Origin of the sequence: Cohnella cellulosilytica, from assembly GCF_042431195.1 — a bacterium.
GTDB classification, from domain to species: Bacteria; Bacillota; Bacilli; order Paenibacillales; family Paenibacillaceae; genus Cohnella; species Cohnella cellulosilytica.
Window position 1 is genome coordinate 312,274 of sequence record NZ_JBHMDN010000016.1, and the last position, 26,668, is coordinate 338,941.

The 26,668-nt window shown below is 55.4% G+C and carries 17 protein-coding genes; 15 read left to right on the forward strand and 2 right to left on the reverse strand.

Features of this window, described 5'->3' with window-relative positions:
• The first annotated feature begins 49 nt into the window (after positions 1-49).
• Complete coding sequence (locus tag ACFFT4_RS13365) at positions 50-2,671, forward strand: adenosylcobalamin-dependent ribonucleoside-diphosphate reductase (RefSeq protein ID WP_378048347.1); 2,622 nt, start codon at positions 50-52, stop codon at positions 2,669-2,671.
• A gap of 210 nt (positions 2,672-2,881) precedes the next feature.
• The gene (locus tag ACFFT4_RS13370) at positions 2,882-3,460 is read left to right on the forward strand and encodes a Uma2 family endonuclease (protein WP_378048349.1); all 579 of its coding nucleotides are present in this window, start codon (positions 2,882-2,884) and stop codon (positions 3,458-3,460) included.
• 125 nt (positions 3,461-3,585) lie between these two features.
• On the opposite strand, the gene ACFFT4_RS13375 is transcribed toward ACFFT4_RS13370, so the two are convergent.
• On the reverse strand, positions 3,586-3,990 hold the full coding sequence (locus ACFFT4_RS13375) for a hypothetical protein (RefSeq protein WP_378048351.1): 405 nt from the start codon (positions 3,988-3,990) through the stop codon (positions 3,586-3,588).
• A 1,072-nt stretch (positions 3,991-5,062) separates the two neighbouring features.
• On the opposite strand from ACFFT4_RS13375, the gene ACFFT4_RS13380 reads away from it, so the two are divergent.
• The 13 genes from ACFFT4_RS13380 to ACFFT4_RS13440 all read left to right on the forward strand — a co-directional run bounded on the left by ACFFT4_RS13380 (position 5,063) and on the right by ACFFT4_RS13440 (position 24,472).
• A complete protein-coding gene (locus tag ACFFT4_RS13380) occupies positions 5,063-6,913 on the forward strand; it encodes a glycosyl hydrolase 115 family protein (RefSeq protein WP_378048353.1) in 1,851 nt (616 codons plus the stop codon).
• A 154-nt stretch (positions 6,914-7,067) separates the two neighbouring features.
• The gene (locus tag ACFFT4_RS13385; RefSeq protein WP_378048355.1) at positions 7,068-7,979 is read left to right on the forward strand and encodes a carbohydrate ABC transporter permease; all 912 of its coding nucleotides are present in this window, start codon (positions 7,068-7,070) and stop codon (positions 7,977-7,979) included.
• Positions 7,976-8,818 carry a carbohydrate ABC transporter permease gene (locus ACFFT4_RS13390; protein WP_378048357.1) on the forward strand — a complete coding sequence of 281 codons (843 nt, stop codon included), beginning with the start codon at positions 7,976-7,978 and terminating at the stop codon, positions 8,816-8,818. Before ACFFT4_RS13385 ends, ACFFT4_RS13390 begins: the two co-directional genes overlap by 4 nt.
• Before the next feature lie 173 nt (positions 8,819-8,991).
• A complete protein-coding gene (locus tag ACFFT4_RS13395) occupies positions 8,992-10,716 on the forward strand; it encodes a cache domain-containing sensor histidine kinase (protein WP_378048359.1) in 1,725 nt (574 codons plus the stop codon).
• A complete protein-coding gene (locus tag ACFFT4_RS13400) occupies positions 10,717-11,985 on the forward strand; it encodes a response regulator (RefSeq protein ID WP_378048361.1) in 1,269 nt (422 codons plus the stop codon).
• A 111-nt stretch (positions 11,986-12,096) separates the two neighbouring features.
• Entirely contained in the window at positions 12,097-13,449 is a 1,353-nt protein-coding gene (locus ACFFT4_RS13405) for an ABC transporter substrate-binding protein (protein WP_378048363.1), read from the forward strand.
• A gap of 408 nt (positions 13,450-13,857) precedes the next feature.
• Entirely contained in the window at positions 13,858-14,874 is a 1,017-nt protein-coding gene (locus ACFFT4_RS13410) for a response regulator (protein WP_378048365.1), read from the forward strand.
• The gene (locus ACFFT4_RS13415; protein ID WP_378048366.1) at positions 14,871-16,718 is read left to right on the forward strand and encodes a sensor histidine kinase; all 1,848 of its coding nucleotides are present in this window, start codon (positions 14,871-14,873) and stop codon (positions 16,716-16,718) included. Before ACFFT4_RS13410 ends, ACFFT4_RS13415 begins: the two co-directional genes overlap by 4 nt.
• A gap of 84 nt (positions 16,719-16,802) precedes the next feature.
• Entirely contained in the window at positions 16,803-18,386 is a 1,584-nt protein-coding gene (locus ACFFT4_RS13420) for an extracellular solute-binding protein (RefSeq protein ID WP_378048367.1), read from the forward strand.
• 65 nt (positions 18,387-18,451) lie between these two features.
• Positions 18,452-19,405 (forward strand): ABC transporter permease, encoded by a 954-nt coding sequence (locus ACFFT4_RS13425; RefSeq protein WP_378048369.1) that lies wholly within the window; start codon positions 18,452-18,454, stop codon positions 19,403-19,405.
• Positions 19,405-20,283 carry a carbohydrate ABC transporter permease gene (locus tag ACFFT4_RS13430; RefSeq protein WP_378048371.1) on the forward strand — a complete coding sequence of 293 codons (879 nt, stop codon included), beginning with the start codon at positions 19,405-19,407 and terminating at the stop codon, positions 20,281-20,283. Before ACFFT4_RS13425 ends, ACFFT4_RS13430 begins: the two co-directional genes overlap by 1 nt.
• A 158-nt stretch (positions 20,284-20,441) precedes the next feature.
• The gene (locus tag ACFFT4_RS13435) at positions 20,442-22,421 is read left to right on the forward strand and encodes a copper amine oxidase N-terminal domain-containing protein (protein ID WP_378048373.1); all 1,980 of its coding nucleotides are present in this window, start codon (positions 20,442-20,444) and stop codon (positions 22,419-22,421) included.
• A gap of 224 nt (positions 22,422-22,645) precedes the next feature.
• Positions 22,646-24,472, forward strand: a complete 1,827-nt coding sequence (locus ACFFT4_RS13440; RefSeq protein WP_378048374.1) for an AbfB domain-containing protein — start codon at positions 22,646-22,648, stop codon at positions 24,470-24,472.
• Between the two features lie 107 nt (positions 24,473-24,579).
• On the opposite strand, the gene ACFFT4_RS13445 is transcribed toward ACFFT4_RS13440, so the two are convergent.
• Positions 24,580-26,553 carry a glycoside hydrolase family 127 protein gene (locus ACFFT4_RS13445; protein ID WP_378048376.1) on the reverse strand — a complete coding sequence of 658 codons (1,974 nt, stop codon included), beginning with the start codon at positions 26,551-26,553 and terminating at the stop codon, positions 24,580-24,582.
• Positions 26,554-26,668 lie beyond the last annotated feature (115 nt).

Consider the following 26,668-nt stretch of genomic DNA (forward strand, 5'->3'; position numbering starts at 1 on the left):
TGCACATGGATTGTGCCCTGTCTACTACGTTTAACGGGAGTTGATGGCAATGTCAATGATGCAGGAAAGGCGTCTCGAAGGGCTGAGCGAGAAAATATTTCTCGATCGGTATGCCTGGAAAAACGCGGACACGGGAGAGACCAAGGAAGGCGACGTCGTGCTCGTGCTGACGAAGGACGATCCGAAATTTCCCTCCAAGGACGTCGGGGAGGTCGTGGCGCGCAGCGGGAACGAGGTGACCGTCAAGCTTCGGAGCGGCGAACGGGTCGAATCGTCGATCGAGAAGCTGACGCTGACGATCGAGAAGACGCCGGAGGAGATGTGGGATCGGCTCGCGAACGCGATGGCGTCCGTCGAGGATACGCCGGAGAAGCGGAAAACTTGGGAGGAGAAGTTTCGCTGGCTGCTCGACGACTGGAAGCTCGTTCCCGGGGGGCGGATCGCGGCGGGGGCGGGGGCCAGCGAGGAGCTGACGCTGTTTAATTGCTATGTGATCCCTTCCCCGCACGACAGCCGCGGCGGCATTATGCGGACGTTAACGGAGATGACCGAGATTATGGCCCGAGGCGGCGGTGTCGGCATCAACCTGAGCTCGCTTCGCCCTCGCCGCTCAATCGTCAAGGGCGTAAACGGCACCTCCAGCGGCGCGGTGTCCTGGGGCGGGCTGTTCAGCTACACGACGGGCTTGATTGAGCAGGGGGGAAGCCGAAGGGGCGCCTTAATGATGATGATCAACGATTGGCACCCGGACGTCGAAGACTTCATTACCGTGAAGCAGACGATGGGGCAGGTGACCAACGCCAACCTGTCCGTCTGCGTAAGCAACGCGTTCATGAAGGCGGTCAAGGAAGACGCGGATTGGGAGCTCATGTTCCCGGATTCGGCCGACCCTGAATACGACGATCTCTGGGACGGCGATCTGGACAAATGGAAGCAGCGCGGCAAAAAAGTCGTGCATTACCGAACGGTCCGCGCCCGCGACGTATGGAACACGATCATCGAGAGCGCTTGGAAATCAGCCGAACCCGGCGTCGTGTTCATGGAATACTACAATCAGATGTCCAATAGCTGGTACTTTAATCCGATTATTTGTACGAATCCGTGTGGCGAACAAGGCCTGCCTGCGTGGGGAGTCTGTAACTTGTCCGCGGTTAATCTGTCCAGATTCTACGACGAAGAGAAGCGCGATGTCGCCTGGGATGAACTGTCCAAGGTCGTTCGTTACTCGACCCGTTTTCTGGACAACGTGATCGACAAGACGCCATACCATTTTCCGGAAAATGAGAAAAACCAGCAGAACGAGCGGCGTATCGGCCTGGGCACGATGGGACTCGCCGAACTGATGATCCGGCTGGAAATCCGTTACGGCAGTCCGGAAAGCTTGGATTTTCTCGATAAGCTGTACGGATTCATAGCTCGCGAAGCGTATCTGGCTTCCACGGAGATTGCCGCGGAGAAAGGCTCGTTCCCGGCGTTCGAGGCGGAGAAGTTTCTGCAAAGCGGATTTATGAAAAATATGGCGGAGGCGTTCCCGGAAGTGGGCGAAGCGGTAACCAAGCGGGGGATGCGCAACGTCACCGTCATTACGCAGGCTCCGACCGGATCTACGGGCACGATGGTCGGCACGTCTACCGGTATCGAGCCGTACTTCGCTTTTGAATTTTATCGGCAGAGCCGACTGGGCTTCGACAAGCAGCTTGTCCCGATCGCTCAGGAGTGGAAGGATGCTCATCCGGGGGAAGAGCTTCCGGAATGGTTCGTCACGGCGATGGACTTGTCGGCCAAGGATCACATCCGCGTCCAGGCGGCCATTCAGCGCTGGGTGGACAGCTCGATCTCGAAGACGGCGAACTGTCCTGCGGACTTTACGGTCGAGGAGACGGCCGAGCTGTATGAGCTGGCGTTCGAACTCGGCTGCAAGGGCGTCACGATCTATCGCGACGGCAGCCGGGATGTGCAGGTGCTGAGCACGATGAAGGACGAGAAAAAGGAAGAAGCGGAGACGGCTCCGGCGGCCGGCCCGAATCCGATAGCGGCCGCTTCAAGTTCGGTGGCTGCTGATTCAGGTTCCACTGCGGCTCTGGACACCGCGCTGAACGCAAACGTCACGCCGCAGCAAAGACAAGTGTTCGACAAGCGGTACAAGAGTCGGCCGAAAATTCTTCACGGCGCGACCTACAAATACAACACGCCGTTCGGCATGGCCTATATTACGGTTAACGACATGGACGGCACGCCGGGAGAGATTTTCCTGAACGTGGGGAAAGCCGGTTCCGACGTGTTTGCGATGGCGGAAGCGCTCGGCCGCGTCTGCTCGTTGTTCCTGCGTTACGGGGATCACGGCGACAAGGTTCAATTGCTGGTCAAGCACTTGAAAGGCATCGGCGGCTCAGGCGCTGTCGGCTTCGGTCCGAACCGCGTCGAATCGATCGCCGACGCCGTCGCTCAAGCGTTGGAGGCGCATGCCGGACTTTCGTCCGAACACTCCGGGCACGAGCAGGCCGCCGCTTCCGAGTCGACGGCTCCGGCTGCTTCCCCCGACGACGTCGCCCTCGAAAAGCCGCAAACCGTCTATACTTCGAAGGATCTGTGTCCGTCCTGCGGCTCGGCCTCGCTGCTGAACGCGGAAGGCTGCAAAACCTGCACCAATTGCGGATATAGCAAGTGTTAAAGGCTGAATGGATCGTCCGAGATCGCATAGGTTTCTGGAAGGCAGAAGAGCCGGCCAAACCACAAACAAGACTGCTTGACAGATCCCGCTTGGATTGTCCATACTAAGGGAAAATAAACGGCAGGGAAGCACCCCGCAAAGTCGAACACGGCCAAGTGTTTCTTTGCGGGGTGTTTTCGTTTGCCGAGATCAAGATGGAGTGATGCGGCGATGAATCGTTCGAAGCCCCCGGCACGTCCTAGGGATGGGAAAGTAAAGGAACAGGAGGAATCCTACTCGCTGATTGAAGAGCGCTACGAAATCATCGGAGGGGTGCGTTATGATTTCCTGTCCTCGCCTAAGTACGCGCATCAGAAAATGCTGACGAATTTCTATCTGGCGTTCCATAGCGCATGCAGCCAAGAGGGAGAGATTCTGCTGGCGCCGATGGATGTGCATTTCGACGAAAACAATATCGTGCAGCCCGACGTCATCTACATTGCGAGCGAGCGGCTGGATATGATCCACGACGGATTCGTCTTCGGTGTGCCGGATTTGCTGGTAGAGATTCTGTCCGAGAGCACGGGCCGTCATGATAAAAAGGTTAAAAAAGCGCTGTACGAGCAGTTCGGCGTCAAGGAGTATTGGCTTGCCGATCCGATCTATCGGACCGTCGATCAATTCGTTCTGCAGGAGGGCCGTTACGAACTGGCAGCGACGTTGTCGGAAGGAGATACGCTAACCTCGCCGACTGTCCCCTGCCTGGCCATCGACCTTTCCGCCATTTTTCCGGAGAATCTGCGTCAGTAGAAGCTGGCAGACCCTGCGCAAGTGGACGTTCTGATGGATGGAACTCAAAGGAGCGGCAGTTTCCTACAGACGGCAACATAAACAAACAACCGGCAAAATCCCTGAGCGGATTTTGCCGGTTGCGTTTAATAGGGGTTTTTCAACATTTCGACTTCTGTCTTTATCATTAACTGTTCGCGATTGAGAACCTCGATGCTTGCAGCGTGCGTGTTGAACTGAAACGTGAACTTCCGCTCCAAGGTATCTTGCCGGTTCGCGATGTCCACTACCGTTTCTTTGACAGATTTGACCATGCCGATCAACTGGGCATACATTTTCTCGTGGCTGTTCAGCCGGGTTAATATGGTTTGCTGATCCTTCTTGATACTCTGAATCTCCGCTTTAAAATCCGACCTAACTGTCTCAATCTCTTGACGGAACTCCGACCTAACTGTCCCAATCTCCGACCTGACTGCCTCAAACTCTTGATTGACTTCCGACCTGAAATTCCGCAACTCATCAAGAATCAATTCCAGCGTTGCTTGGCTCACTGAATACTTTTCCTCCTCCAGGATTGGGATACCGAATCAACGATTCCTTTCCGAGCAACGTATCAATGCCGACCTGCGAACCTGGTCCCGGAGGCACGAGGGACGTATATTAATTTTATTATATCAAATTAGGATAGGCAGGAGGAGGTATTACTACAATTCTGTGATGCTTTTAAGAAATCAATTGAAGCATCACACTATCCTGCTCGTTAATCGAGAAAGGTCAGCCGCTCTATCCGTATTAGCCGGAACTCCTGCCACTGATAACCAATACGAATTCGGGACAATCGGAGGTGCGTCATGGAGGCGTTATCGGATATTCAACCGCAGGCATTGGCGGACAAGCTGGCCGAGCGGCTTCATCGGCCGCCGGATCGGCCCGCTCATCGAAAATTTGGAAGCGTCGGTTACGGTCCTCTTATTGGCCGCCATCCTCTTGAAAATTACGATTGCGTTTCACGGGGCGGTCAGCGGCATATGCCAGTTGTTCGGATTGAGGGATAGAACGTGGGTGGCCGTTCCGCTCGCGGTCATCGTCGCCGGCTTAGCCTTGTCGAACGAGAACGTCGTTGAGAACATCGAGTGGGATCGGCGCTATTTATTCGAATATGAATTGCTGTACGGGCTTATTTTCCCATTAATATTGCTGGCGATTACTTGGATCAGGAAGAGAACTCATCGGGGATAAACCCGTCTAAGTCTGAGAGCCGGACATTCAGCCAAGCTCGTTACATACTGAAAGATCTGCGTTCATTCCCCCCATAAGAGCGTCTATCCTATTTCCTATAATGGAGAGGGTAAGATCGCTTAACGATGGACAGGGGAGAAAAAGTTTATGCCTATAATTGACGCGAAGACAACCTATTGTCAGCCCGATCACCTGAAGAGCGCTGTGCGGCATGCACTCCGGATGCTATATCGCGATCACGAGACTGTATTTCAAGCTCCCGCAACGACGGGGAGTGTCGCGTCTGAAGGCAGAACGCTCGTCCGTATTCGCTATGCGGCAGGCGGCGATGCATGTCCGGAATGGGCGGAAGCATATACGATACGCATAGCGGATGACTGCAGCGTGGAGATTGTCGGCCGCGACGATCTTGGCTTGGTCTACGGCATTCTGCACTTCAGCCGTCATGTGCTGGGGGTTGACCCGTTCTGGTTCTGGGCGGATCTGCCGCCGCAAGCCAGGGACATTATCGAGGTGCCCGCCAGCGATTACTTCTCCAAGCGGCCGAGGACGCGCTTCCGAGGCTGGTTCGTGAACGACGAGGTGTGCCTGATCGGCTGGAAGCCGACCTATCCGCCGACGGCGGAGGTATGGCAGCCTGTGTTCGAGGCGCTGCTGCGCTGCGGGGGCAATATGGTCATTCCGGGCACCGATCTGCCGAAGTCGGGCATCCATGCCGAGCTTGCCTCCGAGATGGGACTGTGGATGACGCATCACCATGCGGAGCCGCTCGGGGCGGAAATGTTCCTACGCGCCTATGAAGGCTTTAAGGCAAGCTATCATGAGCACCCTCGGCTGTTCGAGAAGCTGTGGGAGGAAGCGATCGAGAAGCAGAAGGATCGGAACGTCGTCTGGGTGCTGTCGTTTCGCGGTCAAGGAGACACGCCTTTCTGGGAGAACGACCCGTCGTTCGACACGCCGCACAAGCGGGGCAATCTGATCGGGCTTGCCGTCCGCAAGCAATACGAGATGATCCGGGAGCAAGTCGCCGACCCCGTATGCTGCATGGCGATGTACGGCGAAATCGCCGAATTGTACAAGCAGGGCCACATTCAGGTGCCCGAGGGCGTCATTCTCGTCTGGGCGGACAACGGCTACGGCAAGATGGTGTCCCGCCGCCACGGCAACGTCAATCTCCGGGTGCCGGCGCTGCCGGCTCCGAAGGAAGGAGAGGCGCACGGCATCTACTACCATGTGACGTTCCACGATCTTCAGGCTTCCAATCATCTGACCTTGTTTCCGTCGCCCGCCGGGCTGATCCGGGACGAGCTTGAAGCGGCTTTGGAGACAGGGGCCGGCGATTATTGGCTGATCAACAGCGGCAATATCCGCCAGCATCTCTATACGCTTGATCTGATTGCGGAGCTGTGGGGCTCCGGCGCGCCCGGCGTCGAGGAGCACAGGAAGCGGTTCGTCGCAAGGCTGTTTCCGCAATCGGAGGCACAGCGCGGGGCAATCGAGCGCTTGCTCGCCGATTATGCGGAGCCGACGATTCGCTACGGCCCGCACGAAGACGACAAGGCCGGTGACGAGTTCTACCACCATCCGGCGCGCCGGATCGTCGGCCACTGGCTCCGCGGGGAGGCGGCAAAGCCGGACGAGGGCTTGCTGTGGGCGGCCGGGGAAGCTGGCTTCGACCGGCAGGTCGAACATTTCGAGCGTCTGTGCGAGCAGGCGATTCCGGTTTGGACGCCGCTTGGGGCGCGGGCGGCCGAGACGCTGGGCCGCATGAAGGAAGCCGAGAAGACGAGATTCGAGGATCACTGGCTGTTCCATATTCGCCTGCACACTTCCGGCTGCCGCGGTCTCTACTCCCTATGCCGGGCGTATCGCGCGTTCCGGGAAGGGGACGCTCCGGCGGCGTTCGTGTACGCGGCGCGCTCGCTTGCCGCCTATCGCGAAGGGCTTGCCGAGCTGCGGCGGGCAGAGCACGGCAAATGGGAGAGCTTCTATTCGGCGGACTACTTGACGAACGTGGCCAGCACGGTCCAGAGCGTCGAGACGGTCGTCCGATGGATACGTCTGCACGGCGACAGCCCGGACTTCTTCCAATGGTACAAGCAATATTTGATGCCCGAGACGGAGAAGTACATTTACCTGGAGAACACGCATCGCCGGGTACTCCCGGACGAAGAGCTCGCCGCACGGCTGGATGCGCTGTTTACGTTCCAAGGAGCAACTTCCCCTGCCAAGTAACCGGACAATTCGGACGCCCGAGAGGCGTCCATTTTTTGTTGAATAGTGAAAGAATCGCATTCGATCCTCTCCTTATCGCCGCCGGCAACCGCTTATATAATGAGGGTACGCAAAGAAAGCCAGGCAACCGGATAGACGACAGGAGTGGGAATGTATGCAAATGAAGGTTAGACAGAAGCGCTGGGAATCGCCCCTCGCGGGCTACTTATTTTTATCGCCGTGGCTGATCGGTTTTATTTTGCTGACGCTCGGGCCGATCTGCATGTCCTTGTATTACTCGTTCACCGACTATTCGCTGCTGTCCGCCCCGAACTGGGTCGGGCTGGACAATTACCGCAAAATTCTCACCGCCGACGATACGTTCCCGCATACGCTCAAAATTACGATTTTGTTCGTTCTTCTCACCGTGCCGCTTCGCTTGGCGTTCGCTCTGCTGATCGCGATGATGCTGAACAGGCCGATCAGAGGGATCGCCTACTACCGCACGATGGTCTACTTCCCGTCCCTGATCGGGACGAGCATCGCGGTGTCGATTTTGTGGAAAAACATTTTCGGCCGCAACGGCTTCGTGAACGATGTGCTCGGCTTCTTCGGCATCTCGGGCAAATCGTGGATCGCCGACCCGAAATACGCGCTCGGCACGCTGATTCTGATGATGGTATGGCAGTTCGGCTCCTCGATGATTATCTTCCTCGCGGGCTTGAAGCAGATTCCGCGCGATTTGTACGAAGCCGCCTCCGTGGACGGCGCGAGCAAGTGGCGGCAGTTTGTGAGGATCACGCTGCCGATGCTGTCCCCGATTATTCTGTTCAACGCCGTGCAGTCTCTGATCAACTCGTTTCAGATGTTCACGCAAGCGTTCGTCGTCACGAACGGAGGTCCCGTCCATTCCACTTACGTGTACGTCATGTACCTGTATCAGACGGCGTTCACGAAGTTCCAGATGGGTTACGCTTCCGCGCTGGCCTGGATTCTGCTCTTCCTGATCGGCGCCTTTACCGCGGTTCTGTTCGCCACGTCGCGATACTGGGTATTCTATGAAACGCAAGGAGGCAAACGGGGATGACCGCAACGATGAAACGACTCGGCCTGCACGGCTCCATGCTGGCCGTCAGCCTGCTCATGATGTATCCCGTGTTCTGGTGGCTGGGCGCCTCGCTCAAGACGAACGCGGAGATGAGCTCCGCCTCCTTGTTCCCGAAGAAGCTGAATTGGTCCAACTTCTCGGAAGGCTGGAACGCCGTGCCGAACTACGCCTTCACGCATTTCTACGTAAACACGTTCGAGCTCGTGCTGGGCGTGCTGTTCACGAGCATCGTCTCCTGCAGTCTCGTCGCCTTCGCCTTCGGGCGGCTCGACTTTCCGCTGCGCAACGTATGGTTCGCAATTATGCTCGTGACGCTGATGCTGCCGACCCAAGTAACGATCGTGCCGCAGTATGTCATGTTCAACGAACTGAATTGGCTGAACACTTACTTGCCGTTTTATGTTCCTCACCTTCTCGCGGGGGGCGTCGGCGGACCTTTCTTCATCTATTTGCTCGTGCAGTTTATCCGCTCGATTCCGAAGGAGCTGGACGAATCGGCGAAGATCGACGGCTGCTCCTGGTTCGGCATCTATTGGAGAATTGTGCTGCCCTTGATCAAGCCGGCGCTGGTGACGGTGGGAATCTACTGCTTTCTCTGGAACTGGGACGATTTCTTCGGGCAGATGCTCTATCTGAACACGGTCGACAAATATACGATGAACCTCGCGCTCAAGCTGTTCATCGATTCCCAAGGCTCCGTTCCTTGGGGGCAACTGCTGGCGATGTCGCTGCTCTCCGTCGTTCCGTCCGTCCTCGTGTTTTTCTTCGCGCAGAAGCACTTTGTCGAAGGAATTGCCTCGGGCGCGGTGAAAGGATAGAATACAGACAGTCTCGGCATTGCAAGCAAAAACGACTTTGGCGCCTTTTGGACGAGCGTTTTTGTCGGAGACGATTCAGCACGGGATAAAGAATAGGATATTCTCTGAGTCGTCTCCAAAAAGCTGCGAAGCTCGCGGCTTTCTTTGCATTGTCGGCAGAGAGGAGCAACGGGGTGAGAAATCCGTTCAAGACGCTGCGAATCGATTTCGTTTTTTTCTTCGGATTCGCTTTTATCGTCACGCTGCTCGTCGGCGTCGTCGTATGGCTCAGCTATTCGAGCAGCTCCAAGGAAATCGCGTCCAACACGTCGCATTATCAGCAGAAGCTGCTGGGCGAGTTGAACAAGAAGCTGACGACGAGCCTCGTTGGCATCGAGCAAAGCTCGAACACCGCGTCCAAAAACTTCGACGTGACGTACAACCGGTTCCAGGCAGGGACGAAGTACGATAAAGTGCGCGCGCAGGCGGAAATCCGCTCGCAGCTCAACAATTACGTTTTCAACACGCCGATTCTGCATTCGATTCACGTCTATTCCGTACTTCCGCTGAACTACAGCCTTCAGGAGTACGTTCAGTTTCTGCCGTTCGAACAGATGAAGGAAGAAACATGGTATCCGCTCATCGACAAGACTGACGATGCATGGATCAGCGAGCATACGATCCGGACGAACAGCGGGGACATCCCGGTAATCAGCTTCGCGAGAAAAGTGTACAACAACCTGAACCAGTACTACGCCTTAATGGTTTTGAATATTAAAGTGCCCGTGTTTCAAGCTTTAATCGAGACCGAGGGCGGCCGCTCCAGCGTCGCTCTACTGGACGAGACGGGCCAACTGATCACGCAGACGGTGAACGAAGCGTTCAGTCAGGAGCAGCTTGACGGGATTGCCGCGGAGATCGAGCGGAACGCCGCCGGCTCCAAGCGGACGGGCGACGAATTCCTCGTGTGGTCGAAGTCGATCGATTCCAAATGGACGCTGATCGAGCGTACGTCGTGGAAGGACATGACTGCCAGCAGCTTGCAAATCACCCGCCTGTTCCTGCTGCTCGGCATCGCCGCGATCTTCCTGATCCTGCTGCTGGGGGGGCTCGTAGCCAGGCAATTCATGAAGCCGATCGGGCTGCTGCTCAAGGCGATGAGCAACTATTCGCCGCAGAAGCAGGATGTACTGCCCGATGATTACAAGAACGAATTCGGCAGGCTGTTCCAGGGGTATCAGAAGCTGATGCAGCGAATTGAAGAGCTGTACGGAAATCTGGAGGTTCAATACGAGAAGCGAAGGGAAGCGGAAATCAAAAGCCTGCAGGTGATGATTAACCCGCATTTCCTGTACAACTCGCTCGATCAGGTCAATTGGGTGGCGATCACGGCGGGGCAGTCGAAGATCAGCGCGATGCTGTCGCAGCTCGGTCAGCTGTTCCGGCTGGCGCTGTCGAACACAGGAAGGCTTGTGCCCCTCTCCGAGGAACTGGCGCATATTGAATGTTACCTGCAATTCCAGAAGATCAGGTGGGAGGATAGGCTGGAGTACCGGATCGAAGCCGATGAAGGGACGCTGCGCCTGCGCGTGCCCAAAATTATTCTGCAGCCGTTCATCGAGAACGCCTTCGTGCACGGCTTTCACGGCAGACGCAGCGCTAAGCTTACGGTCACGATTCGGCCGGCGGACGGGCAACTTGAGATCGCGATCGCCGACGACGGGCGCGGCTTGCGCGACGCGGCCTCCGAGAGCCGGAGCGCCAAGGGGGGATACGGACTGCGCAACGTGAAGGAACGAATCGAGGCGCTGTTCGGTCCGTCTTACGGCTTCGAGTTGATGCCGGGGGAAACGGGCGGTATGCGGGCGATCGTTCGATTGCCGATCATCGAAGAGCAAACGCAGGAGGAGGACGCGTAAATGTGGAAAATCGCGCTCGTCGACGACGACTTTCAAGTGCTGGACGGTTTGCGCAGCATCATTCCGTGGGAGGAGCTGGACGCGGAGTTTGCCGGCGACGCCATCGACGGTGAAGAAGGGCTGAAATTGATTGAGGAGGTCAATCCGGATATCGTCATCACCGATATTTACATGCCGATGATGAACGGGATCGAGATGATCGAGCGGCTGCGCGCTCGCAAGTTCCCCGGACGCTTCATCATTCTTAGCGGATACAACGACTTCGAATTCGCCCGTTCAGCGATCCGTATGGGCGTCGAAGATTATTTGACGAAGCCGGTTACGGTCGAACAGGTTCGTCAGGTGTTGGCCGCGACGATCGAGAAGCTGGAGGATTCGTACTTAAGCAGCATCGAGCAGACGAAGCTGAGCCGCCGGGATAACGCCGGAGAGCCTGCGAGCGAGGAGGATTGGCTGAAGTCGGCCATCGTCGGCGCCGGCTCCATGGACAGCCTGCAGCCGGCGCCCGAAGGCTGGCGGGACAGCCGGCCGATCGTTCTCGTCCTCGAGCTGACGAAGACCGAGCGCGTCAAAGGCATCTCCGTCGCCGACTGGAACTTGTTCAAATTCGCCATCACCAATATCGCCTGCGAGATTTTGGAGCGGGACGTTCCGAAGCATGGCTTCGCCTGGCTGTACGGCAATCATGCGGCTGTCGTTCTCGATCCCGATCACGGGCTGACCGAATCGGAGCGGCTGGCGGAATGCCGCAGGATCGGCCATACCCTTGTCGAGGAGACCGGCCGATATTTGGACTTGAAGCTCCGCTACTCCCTGGGCGAGCCCAAGAGCTCATGGCATGGCATACGGGAATCCGCGGACGAAGCGCTGAAGCGGCTGCTGACGGAGGACGAATCGAACGGGGCGGGGCAGGAAGCGGCTCCGGTGCCGGTCTTGCACCAGAAGCATCGCAAGGCGATCGAATTCATGATCGAATACGTGCACGAGAATTACGCGGAAGACATTACGCTCGAAGATTTGGCGAGCCGGCTGTTCATTTCCAAAAACTATTTGAACCAGCTGTTCAAAAAGACGACCGGCGAGACGTTCACCAACTATGTCATCCGCGTTCGGATCGAGAAGGCGAAAGCGCTGCTCTCGGAAGGGAAATACTTGATCTACGAAGTGTCCGAAATGGTCGGTTACCAGAACGTTCCTTACTTCAGCACGCTGTTCAAGAAATACTGCGGCGTAAGCCCGAGCGATCTGTTCAAAAACAAAGCGAAATGACGGCCTTTCGGTGGATTGTGAAAGATTTGTGTTCGATGCTCTTCTACACGCTCGCGGAGACCGATGCTAGTATAAAGTTGCAAGTCGACAATTTGAAGGGGGACCTCATACATGGCAAGAAAATGGTCGATCGCAGTCGCTTCATTACTGGTTTTGGCAACGGTTACGGCATGCGGCAACAGCAATAATTTGAAAGACGCGAATTCGGCGAGCCCTGGCGCTTCGCCGGCGGCCTCGACCTCCGCAAGCCCTTCGGCCTCCGGAGGAACGGACGAGCAGGTCAAGCTGACGATCGCCTGGTGGGGCTCGCAGGCTCGGCACGACGCGACGCAGAAAGCGCTTGAGCAGTATACGGCGCTGCATCCGAACGTGACGTTCGAGAGCACGTTTTCGGGATGGGACGGCTACTTCGACAAGCTCGCGGTCCAGTACTCGGCGGGCAGCGCGCCGGACATCATCCAGATGGACGCGGCCTATGTCAACGATTACGTGTCCAGAGGACTGCTTGCCGATATCGGAAGCATCAATACCGCCGACGTCGATCCGAGCCTGATGGAATCCGGCAAGGTAAACGGCGTCCTGTACGCCCAACCGCTCGGCGTCGCGGCGATCGGAATGGTGTACGATAAAACCGTCGTCGACAAGCTCGGTCTGAAGGCGCCCGATTTCAATTGGACGTGGGACGATTACTACGCGTTCGGTCAAGAAGCGAAAGCCAAGCTCGGCAACGACAAGTATGTCTATGCCGACCAAAGCGCAGATCTGGTCGACTACACCGCTTACCAATACAGCATGGGCAAAGGCTACATCTATGATGCCGAAGGCAATCTGGCCATCGATAAAGCGACGTGGATCGAGTATCAGACGAAGCAGAAGGAACTGCGGGACGCGGGCATTCTGACGCCTCCGGATCTGACGACGACGGACAAGGAGCTTGATCCGCAGCTCGACAACGTCGTCAACGGCAACGCGATCGTCCGTCACCTGTTCTCCAACCAGGTCGGCGCTATCGATGCGCTGAAGCCGGGTACGTACGAGTACGCCTCGCTGCCGAAAGGCTCCGAAGCGGGCGGCTGGCTCAAGCCGAGCATGTTCTGGAGCGTTAACGCGCAATCGAAACATCAGGAAGAAGCGAAGGCGTTCATCGATTGGTTCATCAACGACCTGGAAGCGGGCAAGACGCTCGGGCTGACTCGCGGTACGCCCGTATCGGGCGAAATTGTCGCCGCCCTGAGCCCGGAATACAGCGAAGGCGACAAAAAAGGCGTCGAATTCATGAACCAGGTTTCACCGGACGCGCAGAAGTTCGTGAACGATCCGGTCGGATACGGCAACTTCAAGAACGATTACAAGCTGATTGTCGAGAAGATCCAGTTCGGCTCTTCCACGCCGGAGCAAGCTTACGAAGAGCTGTTGAAGAAAGCCGGCGAATACGCGGCTGCCGCTGCGGCGGCGAAAAAATAATAGAGAGCGGAAGGGAGTAAACTGGACCCCATAGACTGGACACTTTGAAAAAAGGTGTTTAGGCTAGGGGGTCCTTTTTGTATGCGCGGATCAGGCTCCTGGAGTCCCAAGTTGAAATGCTAAAAAAAGCCGACACGAAAGAAAGGCCGCTGTTAGCCAAGGGAAAAAACCTAAGTAAAAATAAACTTTTCGAACTGGTTCAGGACGCCGTACAGCAAGGCTTTAAGCGCATCGACAGATTCTCTTTTTTAAAGTGTCCTTGACATAGGGGCCAGTTTAATCGCACGGGCTTCTTTTTTCTTCCGGCAGTCTGTCTATATAAGAAGTAAATAAGATTGGATAAATAATAGGAAAAAAAGACAACGATTATCTTTTAGAATAGAGAGATAACCTAGCGAGGTGAAAGCGATGTATTCTATTCTGGTGGCCGAGGATGAACCGTGGCTGCGCAGCTCGGTCGTCGAAATGGCAAGTCGGATCGGGGAGAACAAGTTTACCGTGTCGGAAGCGACGAACGGCGAAGAGGCTTGGGCGTTAATCCAGGAATTATGGCCGACGATATTGATCACGGATATTATGATGCCCAAGATGGACGGGCTGTCTCTTATCCATAAGATCCAAGAGCATGAGATTCCGATGGCTTTCATTATCATTAGCGGCTACGATAATTTTCAATATGCGCAGAAGGCGATTCGCTACGGCGTTACCGAGTACCTGTTGAAGCCGATAGATATGGAGCAGCTTCGAGAGGCATTGCGTAAATCCGAGGAAAGCATGGGCAGCCTGAAGGAGATCGGGCAGTACATGTCGCGTTTTCAGCAGCTGGTAGGCGCATTCGATGAAATGTCCCCCCAGTCGGCGGGCAGAAAGATGACCGAGTTGATCGATTCCGTTCTAAAGCTTAAATATATTAATCCGGCTGCGAGATTGAATCTGCTGCGGATTTTCGATTGGAAGCTGACCGGAATGGCGAAGGAGTCGAACTTGGGCCAGATTGTTCCTCTTGACCTCGGCGGGGCGGAGGATTCAGCAGTTCTCCGGCATTTTGGCCATCTGGCCGATCTTTTGATCGTTCATTCCGCGAAGCAGAACGCCGCGAATTCCCATCATGCCGTGAAGCGGGTTTGCGAATACATTCACGTTCATTACAGGAAGGATATTTCGTTAACCGAAATGGCGCAATATGCCAACATGAGCATTTCTTATTTTAGTTCATGGTTCAAACGCTGTACCGGCCGAACGCTGGTTCAATATATCCAGGAGGTTCGAATCGAAAAAGCGAAGCAGCTTCTACGTGAAACCCAACTGAAAAACTACGAGGTTGCCGAAAGAACCGGATTTGCGACGCAGCCTTATTTTATTCGGGTATTCAAAAACGCGGTCGGCGTTTCTCCCAACGAGTTTCGAAAGAGGATGGGGCCATGAAGCTTGCGATGAACTTCCTGTACCGATACTCCATGAAGCAGAAAATGATCTTCGCTTTTCTGACGGTCAGCCTGCTTGCCGTGGTCACGATCGCCCTGTCCGCCCAGTATTATTACACCCGGGCAACAACCAAGGATTTCTTCAACATTGCGAGCAGCTCGTCCGCCAGCCTCAACAACCAAATCGACCGATACTTCAAACAGATGATCCAATCTACCTCCGCCGTGATCGCCGGTCCGCTCCCGTTATTGGGCAGCAGCTTTAATGCGAATAGCGAGGCCGGAGCCATTCAAGCCTGGTTGACGGGGAAAGCGCCGTTGACCGCCGCCAACAAGCCGATCATCGAAGATACGCTCAGAAGATATATTGCCATCAACTATTCCGAAATCGAGAGTCTCGTTCTCCTGAAGGAAAACGGGGAATGGGTTTCTTCGAATGGACAAGCCAGGTATCGGACCGATGAACCCTGGTTAGGCTTGCCTGCGAGCGCCAAACCCGTCGTTATCCCGACTTATCCCTCTTATCCCTATCAAGTACCGATCGTATCTTTGGTCATTCCCGTTTTCAGCGTCGAGAACACGCGCATTGTCGGGAGATTGGTCATTCATCTGTCGCTCACGGAATTGAAAGAGATCATGGGGAAGACGTCGATTGGGAAGACGGGAACGTTCTTCATCGTGTCGGCTTCGGACACGATCGTATACCACCCCGATTCAAGCCTTGTCGGCAATCCGATAACGATGACGGCCTTGAAGGATTTGCGATTAGACGAACCGGATACCGTGCAAGAGATCGGGGGACAAGATTATTTGATCACGTTCACCCGCTCGGATTTCACGCAATGGAGGAACGTCGCTATCGTTCCGCTGCAAGAAATGGCTACCGGTTTGAACTTGGCTACGCAATCGATGTTAATCGTACTTGTCTTCTTGTTTCTGTTCGTTATTTTGGTCGTACCGACGCTCACAAGATTCCTTATGGAGCCCGTCGTTCGACTGAAGAAGATCATTCATGAGGTAGAACGGGGCAACTTGAACGTTCGCGTCGAGTTTCATCCCGGAAGAGACGAACTGCAGAGCTTAAGCCGCAGCTTCGGTCAGATGGTCGGACGTTTAAATTCGTTGATTGACGACGTGTACCGGTATCAATTGAGAGAGATGCAGTTGGAGGTGCGGCAGAAGGACGCGATGATCAAAGCGCTGCAAGGGCAAATCAATCCGCACTTTCTGTATAATACGCTGGGGCTGATTCGCAGCATCGCTTTCATGGAAGAGGTTCCGAGAATCGAGAAGATCGCCGGGAACCTGGCTTCTTTTTATCGTTACACCGCGAAGCTGGAGCCGCTTGAAGTGACTCTCCGCGAGGAGATCGAGCATCTGAGTAAATACTTGGAGATCATCGATATTCGGTTCATGCAAAATTTTCAGAGCAAAATTTACGTAAACGAAAAATTTATGCCGGCTCGCCTTGTGAAGCTGTCGCTGCAGCCCATCGTGGAGAACGCGGTGAAATACGCGGTGGAGCCGAAGAACGGCAATGCCAGCATTCTGGTCAATGCCTTCGACGAAGGAAGCGACTTGATTCTGGAGGTGGCCGACAACGGCCCCGGAATGCCGCCGGAAAAGCTGGAGAGCATTCGCCATTCACTTGCTCAAGTTGCCGAGCGCCAGGAGGAAGGAGAATACGCGACGCGGGATTCGCTTGGCCTGGCCAACGTTCATGCGCGTCTCGTGTTACGGTACGGGAGCGAATACGGGATCGCCGTCGATTCGTTCGTGGAGAGAGGGACGGTCGTATCCATCCGCATTCCATTTAAAAAAGTAGAATCGGATAACAAATCTTAAAAGATTGGAAAATCGAAAGCCCTCTTCTAATCTATGATGAACTCAAGCCGCAACGGCTAACCAAACTTTCAGGAGGGTCAAAGAATGAGGAAATCGTTGGCAATTATGCTTGCGACGTTTCTGGCGGCCGCCGTTATGGCGGGCTGCTCCGGAAACGCATCGAACAAGGCCTCGGGAGGAAGCGAAGCAAAGACTCAGACCGCTTCACCGGAAGCGGGAGGAACGACCGGCAGCGTCGAAGTCGTGGACGACGGAACCGAAAAGCTGACGTTGACCTTTATGCCGGAATCGTGGAGCGGCGGCAAGTGGAGAGAAGACCATCCGACCATCAAATATCTGAACGAGAAGTTCAACGTCGATCTGAAAATCATGTGGACGGATGGTCCGACGTACAAGGACAAATTGAACGTCATGGCCGCCTCTGGCAGCCTGCCGGACTTGTACAGGGTGACCTCGGACAACTTCGGCAAATGGCAGGACGAAGAGGTTTTCCTGGATCTTGCTCCTTATTTGGATCAATATCCGAATTTGGCGAATGCGTTCCCGGAGGAGCAATGGAAGATGCTGAGCCCGCAGGGCAAAATTTACGGAATACCGCTGTGGGAAATCGAGAATCGGGACAGCTATCAAGTCAGAGCCGATTGGATCCGCAACGCAGGGCTGCCGATGCCGAGCGAGGAGACGTTTAACGTCGACGAGTTTTACGCGATTATGAAGGCGTTTGCACTGGACGATCCGGACAAGAACGGGAAGAAGGATACGATCGGCTTCGCCACCGACAATACGCTGGGCAGCAACACGGCGCAATTGCGGGCCGCCTTTGGCCTTGCCAACGGATGGAAGCTGGAGGACGGCCAATTGCTTCCCCAGTTCGTTCAGTCGAAGGAGCAGAAAGATTTCCTGAGCTACTTAAGAAAGATGTACGAAGAAGGGATCATGGACAAAGATTTCCTCAGCCGGACGGGGGCCAACACCTACGAATTGTTCCAAGCAGGCAAATCGGGGATATGGACCCATCACCCGCTCGGCTTGCGAACGGATACCGAGAAGCTGAGAGGAATCGACCCGAGCGCGGAACTGATCCAACTGGCCCCGCCGATCGGCCCGACCGGGCTTCGCGGCAACCCGACGGGCTTGACCGGAGCGAATAAAGTGGTCGTCAACGGCACGATCGATCCGAAGAAACAGCAGCGCATCTTGAAAATTCTGGACTGGTGGGTGACCGACGAGGGCACGGACATTATGAAAAGCGGCATCGAAGGCATCCACTATACGAAGGAAGCCGATGGCACTTACAAGGCAACGGATCTCGTCGAGACCGATCTGCCCCGGATTATGAACAACTGGTTTTTCAAGCGCGCGGATCCGAACCTGGGAACCTTCCGTTGGACCGAACCGGAAATTGCCGACTTCGACAATACGTTTAATGCGAACAATGCCAAGTACCCTTGGAAACCGGAGTCCGGAGGTCTGGAAATTTATTCGGAAACCTATAATCAAAAATGGAACGACCTCTCGACGAAATTTACGGAGGCCCAGCTTAAAATCGTCATTGGCCAGGAGCCTGTGGACAGCATCGACAAGGCGATCGAGGAGTGGAAGGCGGGAGGCGGAGATCGGATCATTCAAGAGATGAACGACGCTTACGCCAAACTGCAGGGGAAATAAGGCAAGGCGAGTCGGCCGCATAGATTGCGGCCGACCGATTTTTAAGCGAAGGAAGGCGAAGCATCATGAGGTCGACCGTCATTGAAACGAAGATCGATAGCCAAGGAAGGACGCCTTCGGCCGCGGCCCATTATATCAAGCGCGCTTTCCCTATTTATTTGATGATCCTTCCGGGCCTGTTATCGATTGTTTTGTTTAAATATCTGCCGATGTTCGGCATCGTCATTTCGTTTCAGCAGTACAGTCCTTTCAAAGGAATTTGGGGCAGCAAGTGGGTGGGACTCGACCATTTCGTTCGACTGTTTACCGAGCAGCAGTTTGTGACCCTGCTCCAAAATACGCTCATTCTCAATCTGATCGACATTTGCTTTTATTTTCCCGCTCCGATCATATTCGCGTTGATTCTGAACGAGGTGCGCGTGAGATGGTTCAAATCGACTTTGCAAACCGTCGTGTATTTGCCCCATTTCGTCTCCATGATCGTCGTTGTCGGAATTACCGTCGTCTTGTTTGCGAGCGAATTCGGCGGGGTGAATCAGTGGCTGGATGCCATCGGACTGCCCCGATACGAAGGCTTGACGGACCCGGATCACTTCCGGTGGATATGGCTGCTGCAGAACATATGGAAGGAAGTCGGCTGGAGCGCGATTATTTATTTGGCTGCGCTGGCCTCCATCGATCCGACCTTATACGAAGCCGCCGTCATGGATGGAGCCAATCGCTGGAGGCAGATTTGGCATATTACGCTGCCGTCTCTCGCCCAGGTGATTCTGATCCTGTTCATTCTTAGGCTCGGAAGCTTTATCGACATCGGCTTCGAGCATATTTTCCTGCTGCAAAATCCGCTTAATCTGGTCGTATCCGACGTGTTCGATACCTACATCTATCGGATCGGCGTACAGCAGGGGGAATTCAGCTATACGACGGCGGTTGGCCTGTTCAAGTCTGTTGTCGGCCTCTCGTTGGTGCTCTCCGCGAACGCCATTGCGAAACGGTCGGGCAAGGAGGGGGTGTACTGATGAAAATTCGCAAAATTTCCGGCAGCGAAACCTATTTCGACGTTCTTGTTTATGCGGTGCTCATTTTATGGGGAGCCGCTATCCTGCTGCCGCTGCTCTATGTATTGATGACGTCGTTCGCCACCGAGAAAGAATATTTGACCCGAGGATTTTTCATTCTGCCGAAAGAATGGACATGGGACGCCTATCTCTATTTGCTGGCCAACGACAGCTTCTCGCAAAGTTTCGTGAACGCCGTTGTCATTACCGCGGTCGGAACCGCGCTGAGTATTTCGATGACTACGCTAATGGCTTACGGCCTGTCCAAAAAGTGGCTGAAAGGACGGACCGTATTCAACTTTATGGTCGTATTCACGATGCTGTTCTCCGGCGGCCTGATTCCGACTTATCTGGTCGTCAAGGAGTTCGGCCTGATCGATACGTTCTGGTCTCTCTGGCTTCCGGGAGCCGTTGCGCCGTTTTACCTGATCGTTATGCGCAGTTTCTTCTCCTCGGTTCCGGGTGAACTGGAGGAGTCAGCGCGGGTGGACGGCTGCGGGGAGTGGAGGATGTTTTTCGGCATTATGCTGCCTCTGTCCAAAGCTTCGATAGCGACTTTCGTCTTGTTTTATATGGTAGGGTACTGGAACACTTACTTCTCGGCGCTCATCTATTTGAACGATTCCGGCAAGTGGCCTTTGCAAGTCTTCTTACGGCAAATTCTCGTGCTCAATCAATCGATGGACGGTACGGCCACCTTGATGGAACAGATCATCGCGTACACGCCGGGAGCGAAAATGGCGGCCATTGTCGTCTCGGCGCTGCCGATGATGATCGTTTATCCGTTTCTGCAGAAGCATTTCAATAAGGGCATGCTGCTCGGTTCGTTAAAGGGCTGACACAGAGAGGTCGTTTTCTGGACTGCCGCAATGCGATTAAAGCGCTCGGGAATGTCGCCCATTCCATAGTTATTGGTTAATAATGACAGGGTACCGCCCCCTTTTTCTGGTATATTAGTAGAGAGAATAGATAGCATACTGGAGAAAGAGGTCGCGCAATGAGGAAGTTTTTACGGATTTTACTTGCAGCAGCGCTGGTTGTGGGGGTAACCGCAGCCGCAGGAGCTAACGCTCGTCAGGCGGACGCAGCCGGCTCGAGTCCGAAGATCGTGGAGATTATCGGCAAAGATACGATGCTAATGGACGACGGAACGTTGTGGACCTCTGTCTACGGTTTTGAAAAACTCCGCTTTTCCACGGATCTCGCGACGATCTCGGAGCGCGGCCTGGGAATTACAAAAGGCGGACGATTAATGGAGTATTACAACGACCATGAACCGCTGCTCACGCCGGACGCATCCAACATCAAGCAGATTGCCGGCGGCTACTGGCTGAGAAGCGATGGAACGGTATGGGAGAACTACGAGCAGCTCAAGGGAATCGATCGGGTGCTGCAGATCGCTTACGGGAAAGGCGGTTCCGAAGGTTTAGCGCGCACGAGCTTCGCCATGCTGCAGCAGAACGGGGATTTGCTGCTTAAAGATCATTATGCCCAAGGCAAAAACCTCAAGCTCGGAACGATCGCGAACCCGACGGCCGTTACCGCCATGACTGCGATGGACGGCAAGGTCGCCGTGCTGTTCAACTCGGGAGAAGTGGTCGTCTACGAGGCGTCGAACTTCGACGACAATGGCACAATCCTTCCGGTTACGGTGGCGCAGAATGTCAAACATATCGCGTACACGCCCGGCAACCCGACGCAGGTGCTGCTCGTCACCCTCAAGGACGGAACGGTGTGGCAGACGGGCGAATATCAGGGGCGCTGGAAGCTCGACCACCAAGTTGCCGGCCTGATCTCCATCGCGAGGACGGTTCATTACGTGGATGCGAAGCAATTTTACGCGCAGCGCGAGGATGGGAGCTGGGTTCTGTACGACAACGGGGAAATCGTTCCGTTGGAAGGGCCGAAGGCCGAAGCGGTGGACGTCTCCCTCTCCGAGCTTAAGCCCCTTGTCGGGGATACGCTGAAGCTCGGCATCCGCGAGACGTACTCTAACGGCGCCAAGATCAAGGTCGAGCCAAGCAAGTCGAACGTCGCAGTGGACAAGCCCTACTTGCTCAAGCTGACTGCCGACGGCCAATTGCAGGTGCTCGGAGTGGGGCAGGCGCAAGTCACCGTGACGACCGGCGGCTTCGAGAAAACGATGACGGTTTCCTCCAGCCTGCCAAACAACCTGACGTATGCCAAACTGGTTTCCGGGACCGTATTCGTTCCGGCGAAAGCCGTTGTGAAAGCGCTGGGCGGAACGGTGTCCGCCGCAAACGGAACGATGGAAGCGAAAATCGGCGATATTGTTTTTTCTTTTAAGGCAGGGGATAAAAAAGCCCGGCTAAACGGCACAACGATCACGCTTAAGGCCGCGCCGTTCTCCGAAAAAGGGGAGACGTATATTCCCGACTCCTTGCTGAAGGCCGCCGTTGACGCAAAGGTAAAATGGGACGCGAAATGGCGGAGCGCCGAAATTTCGCTTGGCGCCGATGCCAAGCTGACGGTCGTATCCGTCGAGACGGCGGGACTCGTCAAGAAAGCGATGCAGGGAAGCTTGGCCAGTTTTATCGGCAAGAGCTACTGGGTCAATTATTTTGAAGGCTGGGATCGTTTCTCCAAAGTTACGGTCGTCGACGTCGTTCCGCAGCCGTCGGGAGACTTCGTTGTCCAATTCCGGAACGCGGCGGGCAAAACGCTGAAGGGTTATCCGATGTCGTCCGAATTCGTCAAGGAACTGTTTACGAACGAGGATTATTTCTTTAACTTCGACCCGAAGAAGAAGTACAAGTGGTCCGCGGCGACCTGGAACCAGATCAAGGCCGGCAACGTGACGCTGGGCATGAACAAGGATCAGGTAAAAATGGCATGGGGCCGCCCGGCAGGGACCAGCATCACGAACGCGTCCGGGAAGAAGGTTGAAACCTGGGTCTACTATAATTTCGATACTGTAGCTTTCGTCGACGGCAAGGTGATTTTGATCATCAATTAAGGATTGCAGAAGCCCGTGTGGGAGGACCGGAAGGACCTCTCATACGGGCTTCTTTTTTTCTTCAGGGGCGAACCTTGGGATTTCTGCAATCATGTTTTATTTTTTCAATCGCCAATGTGCGATTAGTACAATCATGCACTGAATTGTGCACTATACGCGAACGGTTCGTTTGTGCCGTAATAGAGATGTAATTAAGCGCTTTCAAAAAAGAGAGGAGATTAATGATGAGAAAAATGCGGAAAATGCTGCTGGCCGTCATGTTCGCGGTATCGGTTCTCGCCTTGGGAGAAGCGCCTGCCGTCGAAGCCGCGCCGCAGACGATCGTCAACGGAACGCCGTGGAAGGATGTCAACAACGCTTCGCTGCAGGCTCATGGCGGTCATATCCTTCAAGTCGGTTCCACTTATTATTGGTACGGGGAGGATAAGATTCATAACAGCGCCAATTTCAAGGCCGTTACCGTCTACTCTTCCACGGATTTGAAAACGTGGACATGGCGAAGCTACGCCCTGACGCAAGCCTCGCATCCGGAGCTTCAATCCGCCAAGATCGAGCGTCCGAAAGTTCTGTATAACGAATCGACGGGCAAATACGTGCTGTGGGGGCATTACGAGGACGGAGCGGGCTACACCCTGGCCAGAGTCGCGGTGGCCACATCCGACACGCCGACCGGCCCCTTCGTCTATCAAGGAAGCTTCCGGCCCAACAACAACGAATCCAGGGATATGACCGTCTTCAAGGATACGGATGGGAAGGCCTATCTGGTCTCGTCTTCGAACAACAATTACAATTTAAGGCTGTACAGATTGACATCCGATTATTTGGGCATCGATACCGAACTTAACATGATCTACGAGGGCGATCACCGGGAGGCGCCGGCCATCGTGAAGCAGGGCAATGTTTATTATCTGATCACATCGGGCGCGTCGGGTTGGTATCCCAATCAGGCCATGTATTCCACGGCAACCAATATGAACGGTCCATGGTCGGCGCTGCAGCCGCTAGGCAACAAATCCGCCTTTTACTCGCAGCCTGCGTTCATTCTGACCGTTCAGGGCAGCGCGGCAACCTCCTATGTCTATGTGGGCGATCGGTGGAATTCGAGCCAACTCGGCGATTCAAGGTATGTCTGGCTGCCTCTGACCTTGAACGGCACATCGGCCTCGCTGGACTATTACGACACGATCTCCGTCGACGCCGCCACAGGAGTCGTTAACGGGGTGTCGAACGGCACGCTGCTGTCCCAGGGCAAGCCGGCAATGGCGCAGTCTGCGCTGGGAGCAAACCCGGCGAGTTACGCCAACGACGGAAACTATCAGACAGAATGGGTCGGCACAAGCGTATCTTGGCCCCATTGGTGGAAGGTCGATCTCGGTACGGTCAGACAAATCAATAACGTGCAAATCTCGTGGTGGATGATGAACGGTTCCGAGGGGTATTACCAGTACAAAATCGAAACGAGCGCAGATAACGTCAACTGGACGGTGGCGCTTGATCGAACGGGAAACACGACTTACGGTTTCACCTCCGATACGTTCTCGGCCACGGGAAGATACGTAAGAATCAACATGGCGAACGCCAAGCTTCACAACAATCCGAGCAACTGGTATACGCCAAGATTGTGGGAGGTCAAAGTATTCGGGCAGGCGATCGACGCCGTCAGATGGCAGTCGCACAACTATCCGTCCCGCTACATCGCGAACGACAACGGCACCGCCAAGATCGTGGAAAATCCGGCGGTCGCCAATTCGGAATGGATTATGGTCCCGGGGCTGGCCGATTCCGCCGGCGTGTCTTTCCGGCTGAAGAGCAATCCGAACGTATACTTAAGACATTCCAACTACATGCTGTACGCGCAGACCGATTCGGGAGGAGTATTCGCGGCGGATGCGACCTTCTACCAGGTTCCGGGCTTGGCGGCCGGCGGCAAATCTTCATTCCAGTCGTACAACTATCCGACCAGATACATCCGTCATTCCGGCTTTAATCTGCGAATCGATCCGATCGGCACTGCACTGGAGAAGAACGACGCGACTTTTCAGGCTCAGTAATCGGCAGCTCCGTGTCGGAGTGTGGATCTTATGCGGCCTAGGCGAGGAATGGAAACGGACAGACGGACGCCGGGAACGGCGCCCGTCTGTCTCGCAATTTCTGGAAGTCAGCTTTCCCGAATCCAAACCTGCATCTCCCCATGTTCCCGATTGCCCCACATTGTGTAAGGAACGGCGCGCAGCTTCGCGGGCGTCCGAACGGGCGGATCGCCGCGATAGAGCGACGCGTCGATCTCGTTAGCAGCCACGGTCCGAATGCCTTTCGCTTCAATAACGAAGATGCCGCCCAAGCTTTCATCCCAAGCGCTCGTCAGCTCCGCGTCCGCGGGCAGCGACAGCGATGCGAGCGGGGCGCCGTTGTCGGTCTCTTCGAAGCAGTAGACGAACGGGCCGCGCTGCAGGGCAACCCGTCCGGCATTGGCTCTGACCTGCGGATGGGCATAAATCCGCCGCGGAGTCATATCGAACTGCGCGTCGATGCAGTCTCCGCTGCGCCAATCTCGCGTAAAGTAGGCGTAGCCGTCGCGAATAACCGGTTGCTCATCGGCGCCGTTAACGCGGAACGTCGTTGCGGCGGACCATGAGGGAACGCGCAAGGCAAGCGTAAAGCTGCCGGAGCCGTCGGCGCTTGCGACCTCCAGCGACGCATTTCCGTTCCAGGGCAGACCGCTCTCCAGGCGAATGCGCACGTTGCGGCCGGAAAGCTCGAGCTCGGTCTCGCTGCCGATGTACAAGTGCGTATACAGCGTATTCGAGTTTGACGTATACACGTATTGCCCTGCGGATACGAGCAGCCTTGCGGCGTTCGGCGGGCAGCAGGCGCAGCCGTACCATTTCTGCCTGGTCGCCTTGATATGATGCCTACCCGGGTTGCCGCTGCTCGCGGCGGGCCATACTTCCATCGGATTAACGTAGAAATAGTGCTTGCCGTCCAGCCCGATCCCGGCGGTAACGGTATTGTAGAGGGCGCGTTCCATCACGTCGGCGTACTCTCCCTTGGGCTCGACTTGCAGCATGCGCCGGGCGAAGAAAATCAATCCGATCGACGCGCACGTCTCGGAATAGTTCGTATCGTTCGGCAAATCGTAATCGAACGTAAACGCTTCGCCGTGAGGGGTGGAGCCGATGCTGCCGGTTACGTACATCTGCTTGCCGATCATGTTGGCCCACAGTCTTCGGCATGCTTCCAGCAGCTCGGAATCGTCATTATGAAGCGCCAGGTCCGCCATGGCCGTATACATGTAAACCGCGCGTACGGCATGTCCGACCGCGACCTCTTGCTCCCGCACCGGCTTGTGGGCTTGATGATATTCCGGCGCGGGCGGCTTGGACTGAACGACGCCGGGATTCCAGTAAGAGGTTCGTCCGCGGGCCTCCCATTCCCGATGCAGGAAATTCGGTTCCTGGCCGCGTTCGTCGATCAGGAAGCCGGCAAGCTCCAGGTAGCACCGTTCACCCGTCGCCTCGTACAGCTTCACCAGCGCCAGCTCGATTTCCTGATGGCCGTCATAGCCTTGAATTTGCCGCTCTCCCGGACCGAATCGCCGATCGATGTGATCGGCGACGCGCCGGGCGACGTCGAGCAGCTTCGTCTTGCCGGTTCCGCGATAATAGGCGACGGCCGCCTCGATCAGATGTCCGGCGGCGTACATTTCGTGGCAATCCGTCAGGTTCGTCCAGCGGGCCTGCGGATTGCGGATCGTAAAGTACGTATTCAAATACCCGTCTTCCAGCTGCGCGGACGCGAGCAGCTCGATCGCTTCATCCGCCAGCCTCTCCAGATCGCCGTTCGGCTTGTTCGTCAGCGAGTAGCCGACCGCCTCCAGCCACTTGTAGAGATCGGTATCCTGGAAGACGAGGCCGGCGAAATCTCCGGCTTCCAGTCCCGCGGCGATGCGGAAATTGCGAATACAGTGGCTCGGCTCCGCATCGGGCACTCTGTCGTTCAGCGCTTCCCATTGGTACGGAATGATCGTGTCGTTGACGAGCTCCACGTACGATTGCCAGTACGGGTCGTTAAGTCTGACGTGTTTCAGCTCTACAGGATGGCTAAGGCCCGGTCGACGATTCGTCGTCTCCATAATCTACTCTCCATTCGAAGGTGGTTTGATGTATGATCATTTTAACGAAGAGGCACGGCTTTGTCGGTAGGCGCTCCGATAGATTAGGTGTCAAAAAGTGACTTTTATTCTTTCC

Coding starts and splice junctions, on each gene's coding strand:
- ACFFT4_RS13365 (WP_378048347.1), top strand. CDS start 50: ATGTCAATGATGCAGGAAAGGCGTCTCGAAGGGCTGAGCGAGAAAATA.
- ACFFT4_RS13370 (WP_378048349.1), top strand. CDS start 2,882: ATGAATCGTTCGAAGCCCCCGGCACGTCCTAGGGATGGGAAAGTAAAG.
- ACFFT4_RS13385 (WP_378048355.1), top strand. CDS start 7,068: ATGCAAATGAAGGTTAGACAGAAGCGCTGGGAATCGCCCCTCGCGGGC.
- ACFFT4_RS13390 (WP_378048357.1), top strand. CDS start 7,976: ATGACCGCAACGATGAAACGACTCGGCCTGCACGGCTCCATGCTGGCC.
- ACFFT4_RS13400 (WP_378048361.1), top strand. CDS start 10,717: ATGTGGAAAATCGCGCTCGTCGACGACGACTTTCAAGTGCTGGACGGT.
- ACFFT4_RS13405 (WP_378048363.1), top strand. CDS start 12,097: ATGGCAAGAAAATGGTCGATCGCAGTCGCTTCATTACTGGTTTTGGCA.
- ACFFT4_RS13410 (WP_378048365.1), top strand. CDS start 13,858: ATGTATTCTATTCTGGTGGCCGAGGATGAACCGTGGCTGCGCAGCTCG.
- ACFFT4_RS13415 (WP_378048366.1), top strand. CDS start 14,871: ATGAAGCTTGCGATGAACTTCCTGTACCGATACTCCATGAAGCAGAAA.
- ACFFT4_RS13420 (WP_378048367.1), top strand. CDS start 16,803: ATGAGGAAATCGTTGGCAATTATGCTTGCGACGTTTCTGGCGGCCGCC.
- ACFFT4_RS13425 (WP_378048369.1), top strand. CDS start 18,452: ATGAGGTCGACCGTCATTGAAACGAAGATCGATAGCCAAGGAAGGACG.
- ACFFT4_RS13430 (WP_378048371.1), top strand. CDS start 19,405: ATGAAAATTCGCAAAATTTCCGGCAGCGAAACCTATTTCGACGTTCTT.
- ACFFT4_RS13435 (WP_378048373.1), top strand. CDS start 20,442: ATGAGGAAGTTTTTACGGATTTTACTTGCAGCAGCGCTGGTTGTGGGG.
- ACFFT4_RS13440 (WP_378048374.1), top strand. CDS start 22,646: ATGAGAAAAATGCGGAAAATGCTGCTGGCCGTCATGTTCGCGGTATCG.
- ACFFT4_RS13445 (WP_378048376.1), bottom strand. CDS start 26,553: ATGGAGACGACGAATCGTCGACCGGGCCTTAGCCATCCTGTAGAGCTG.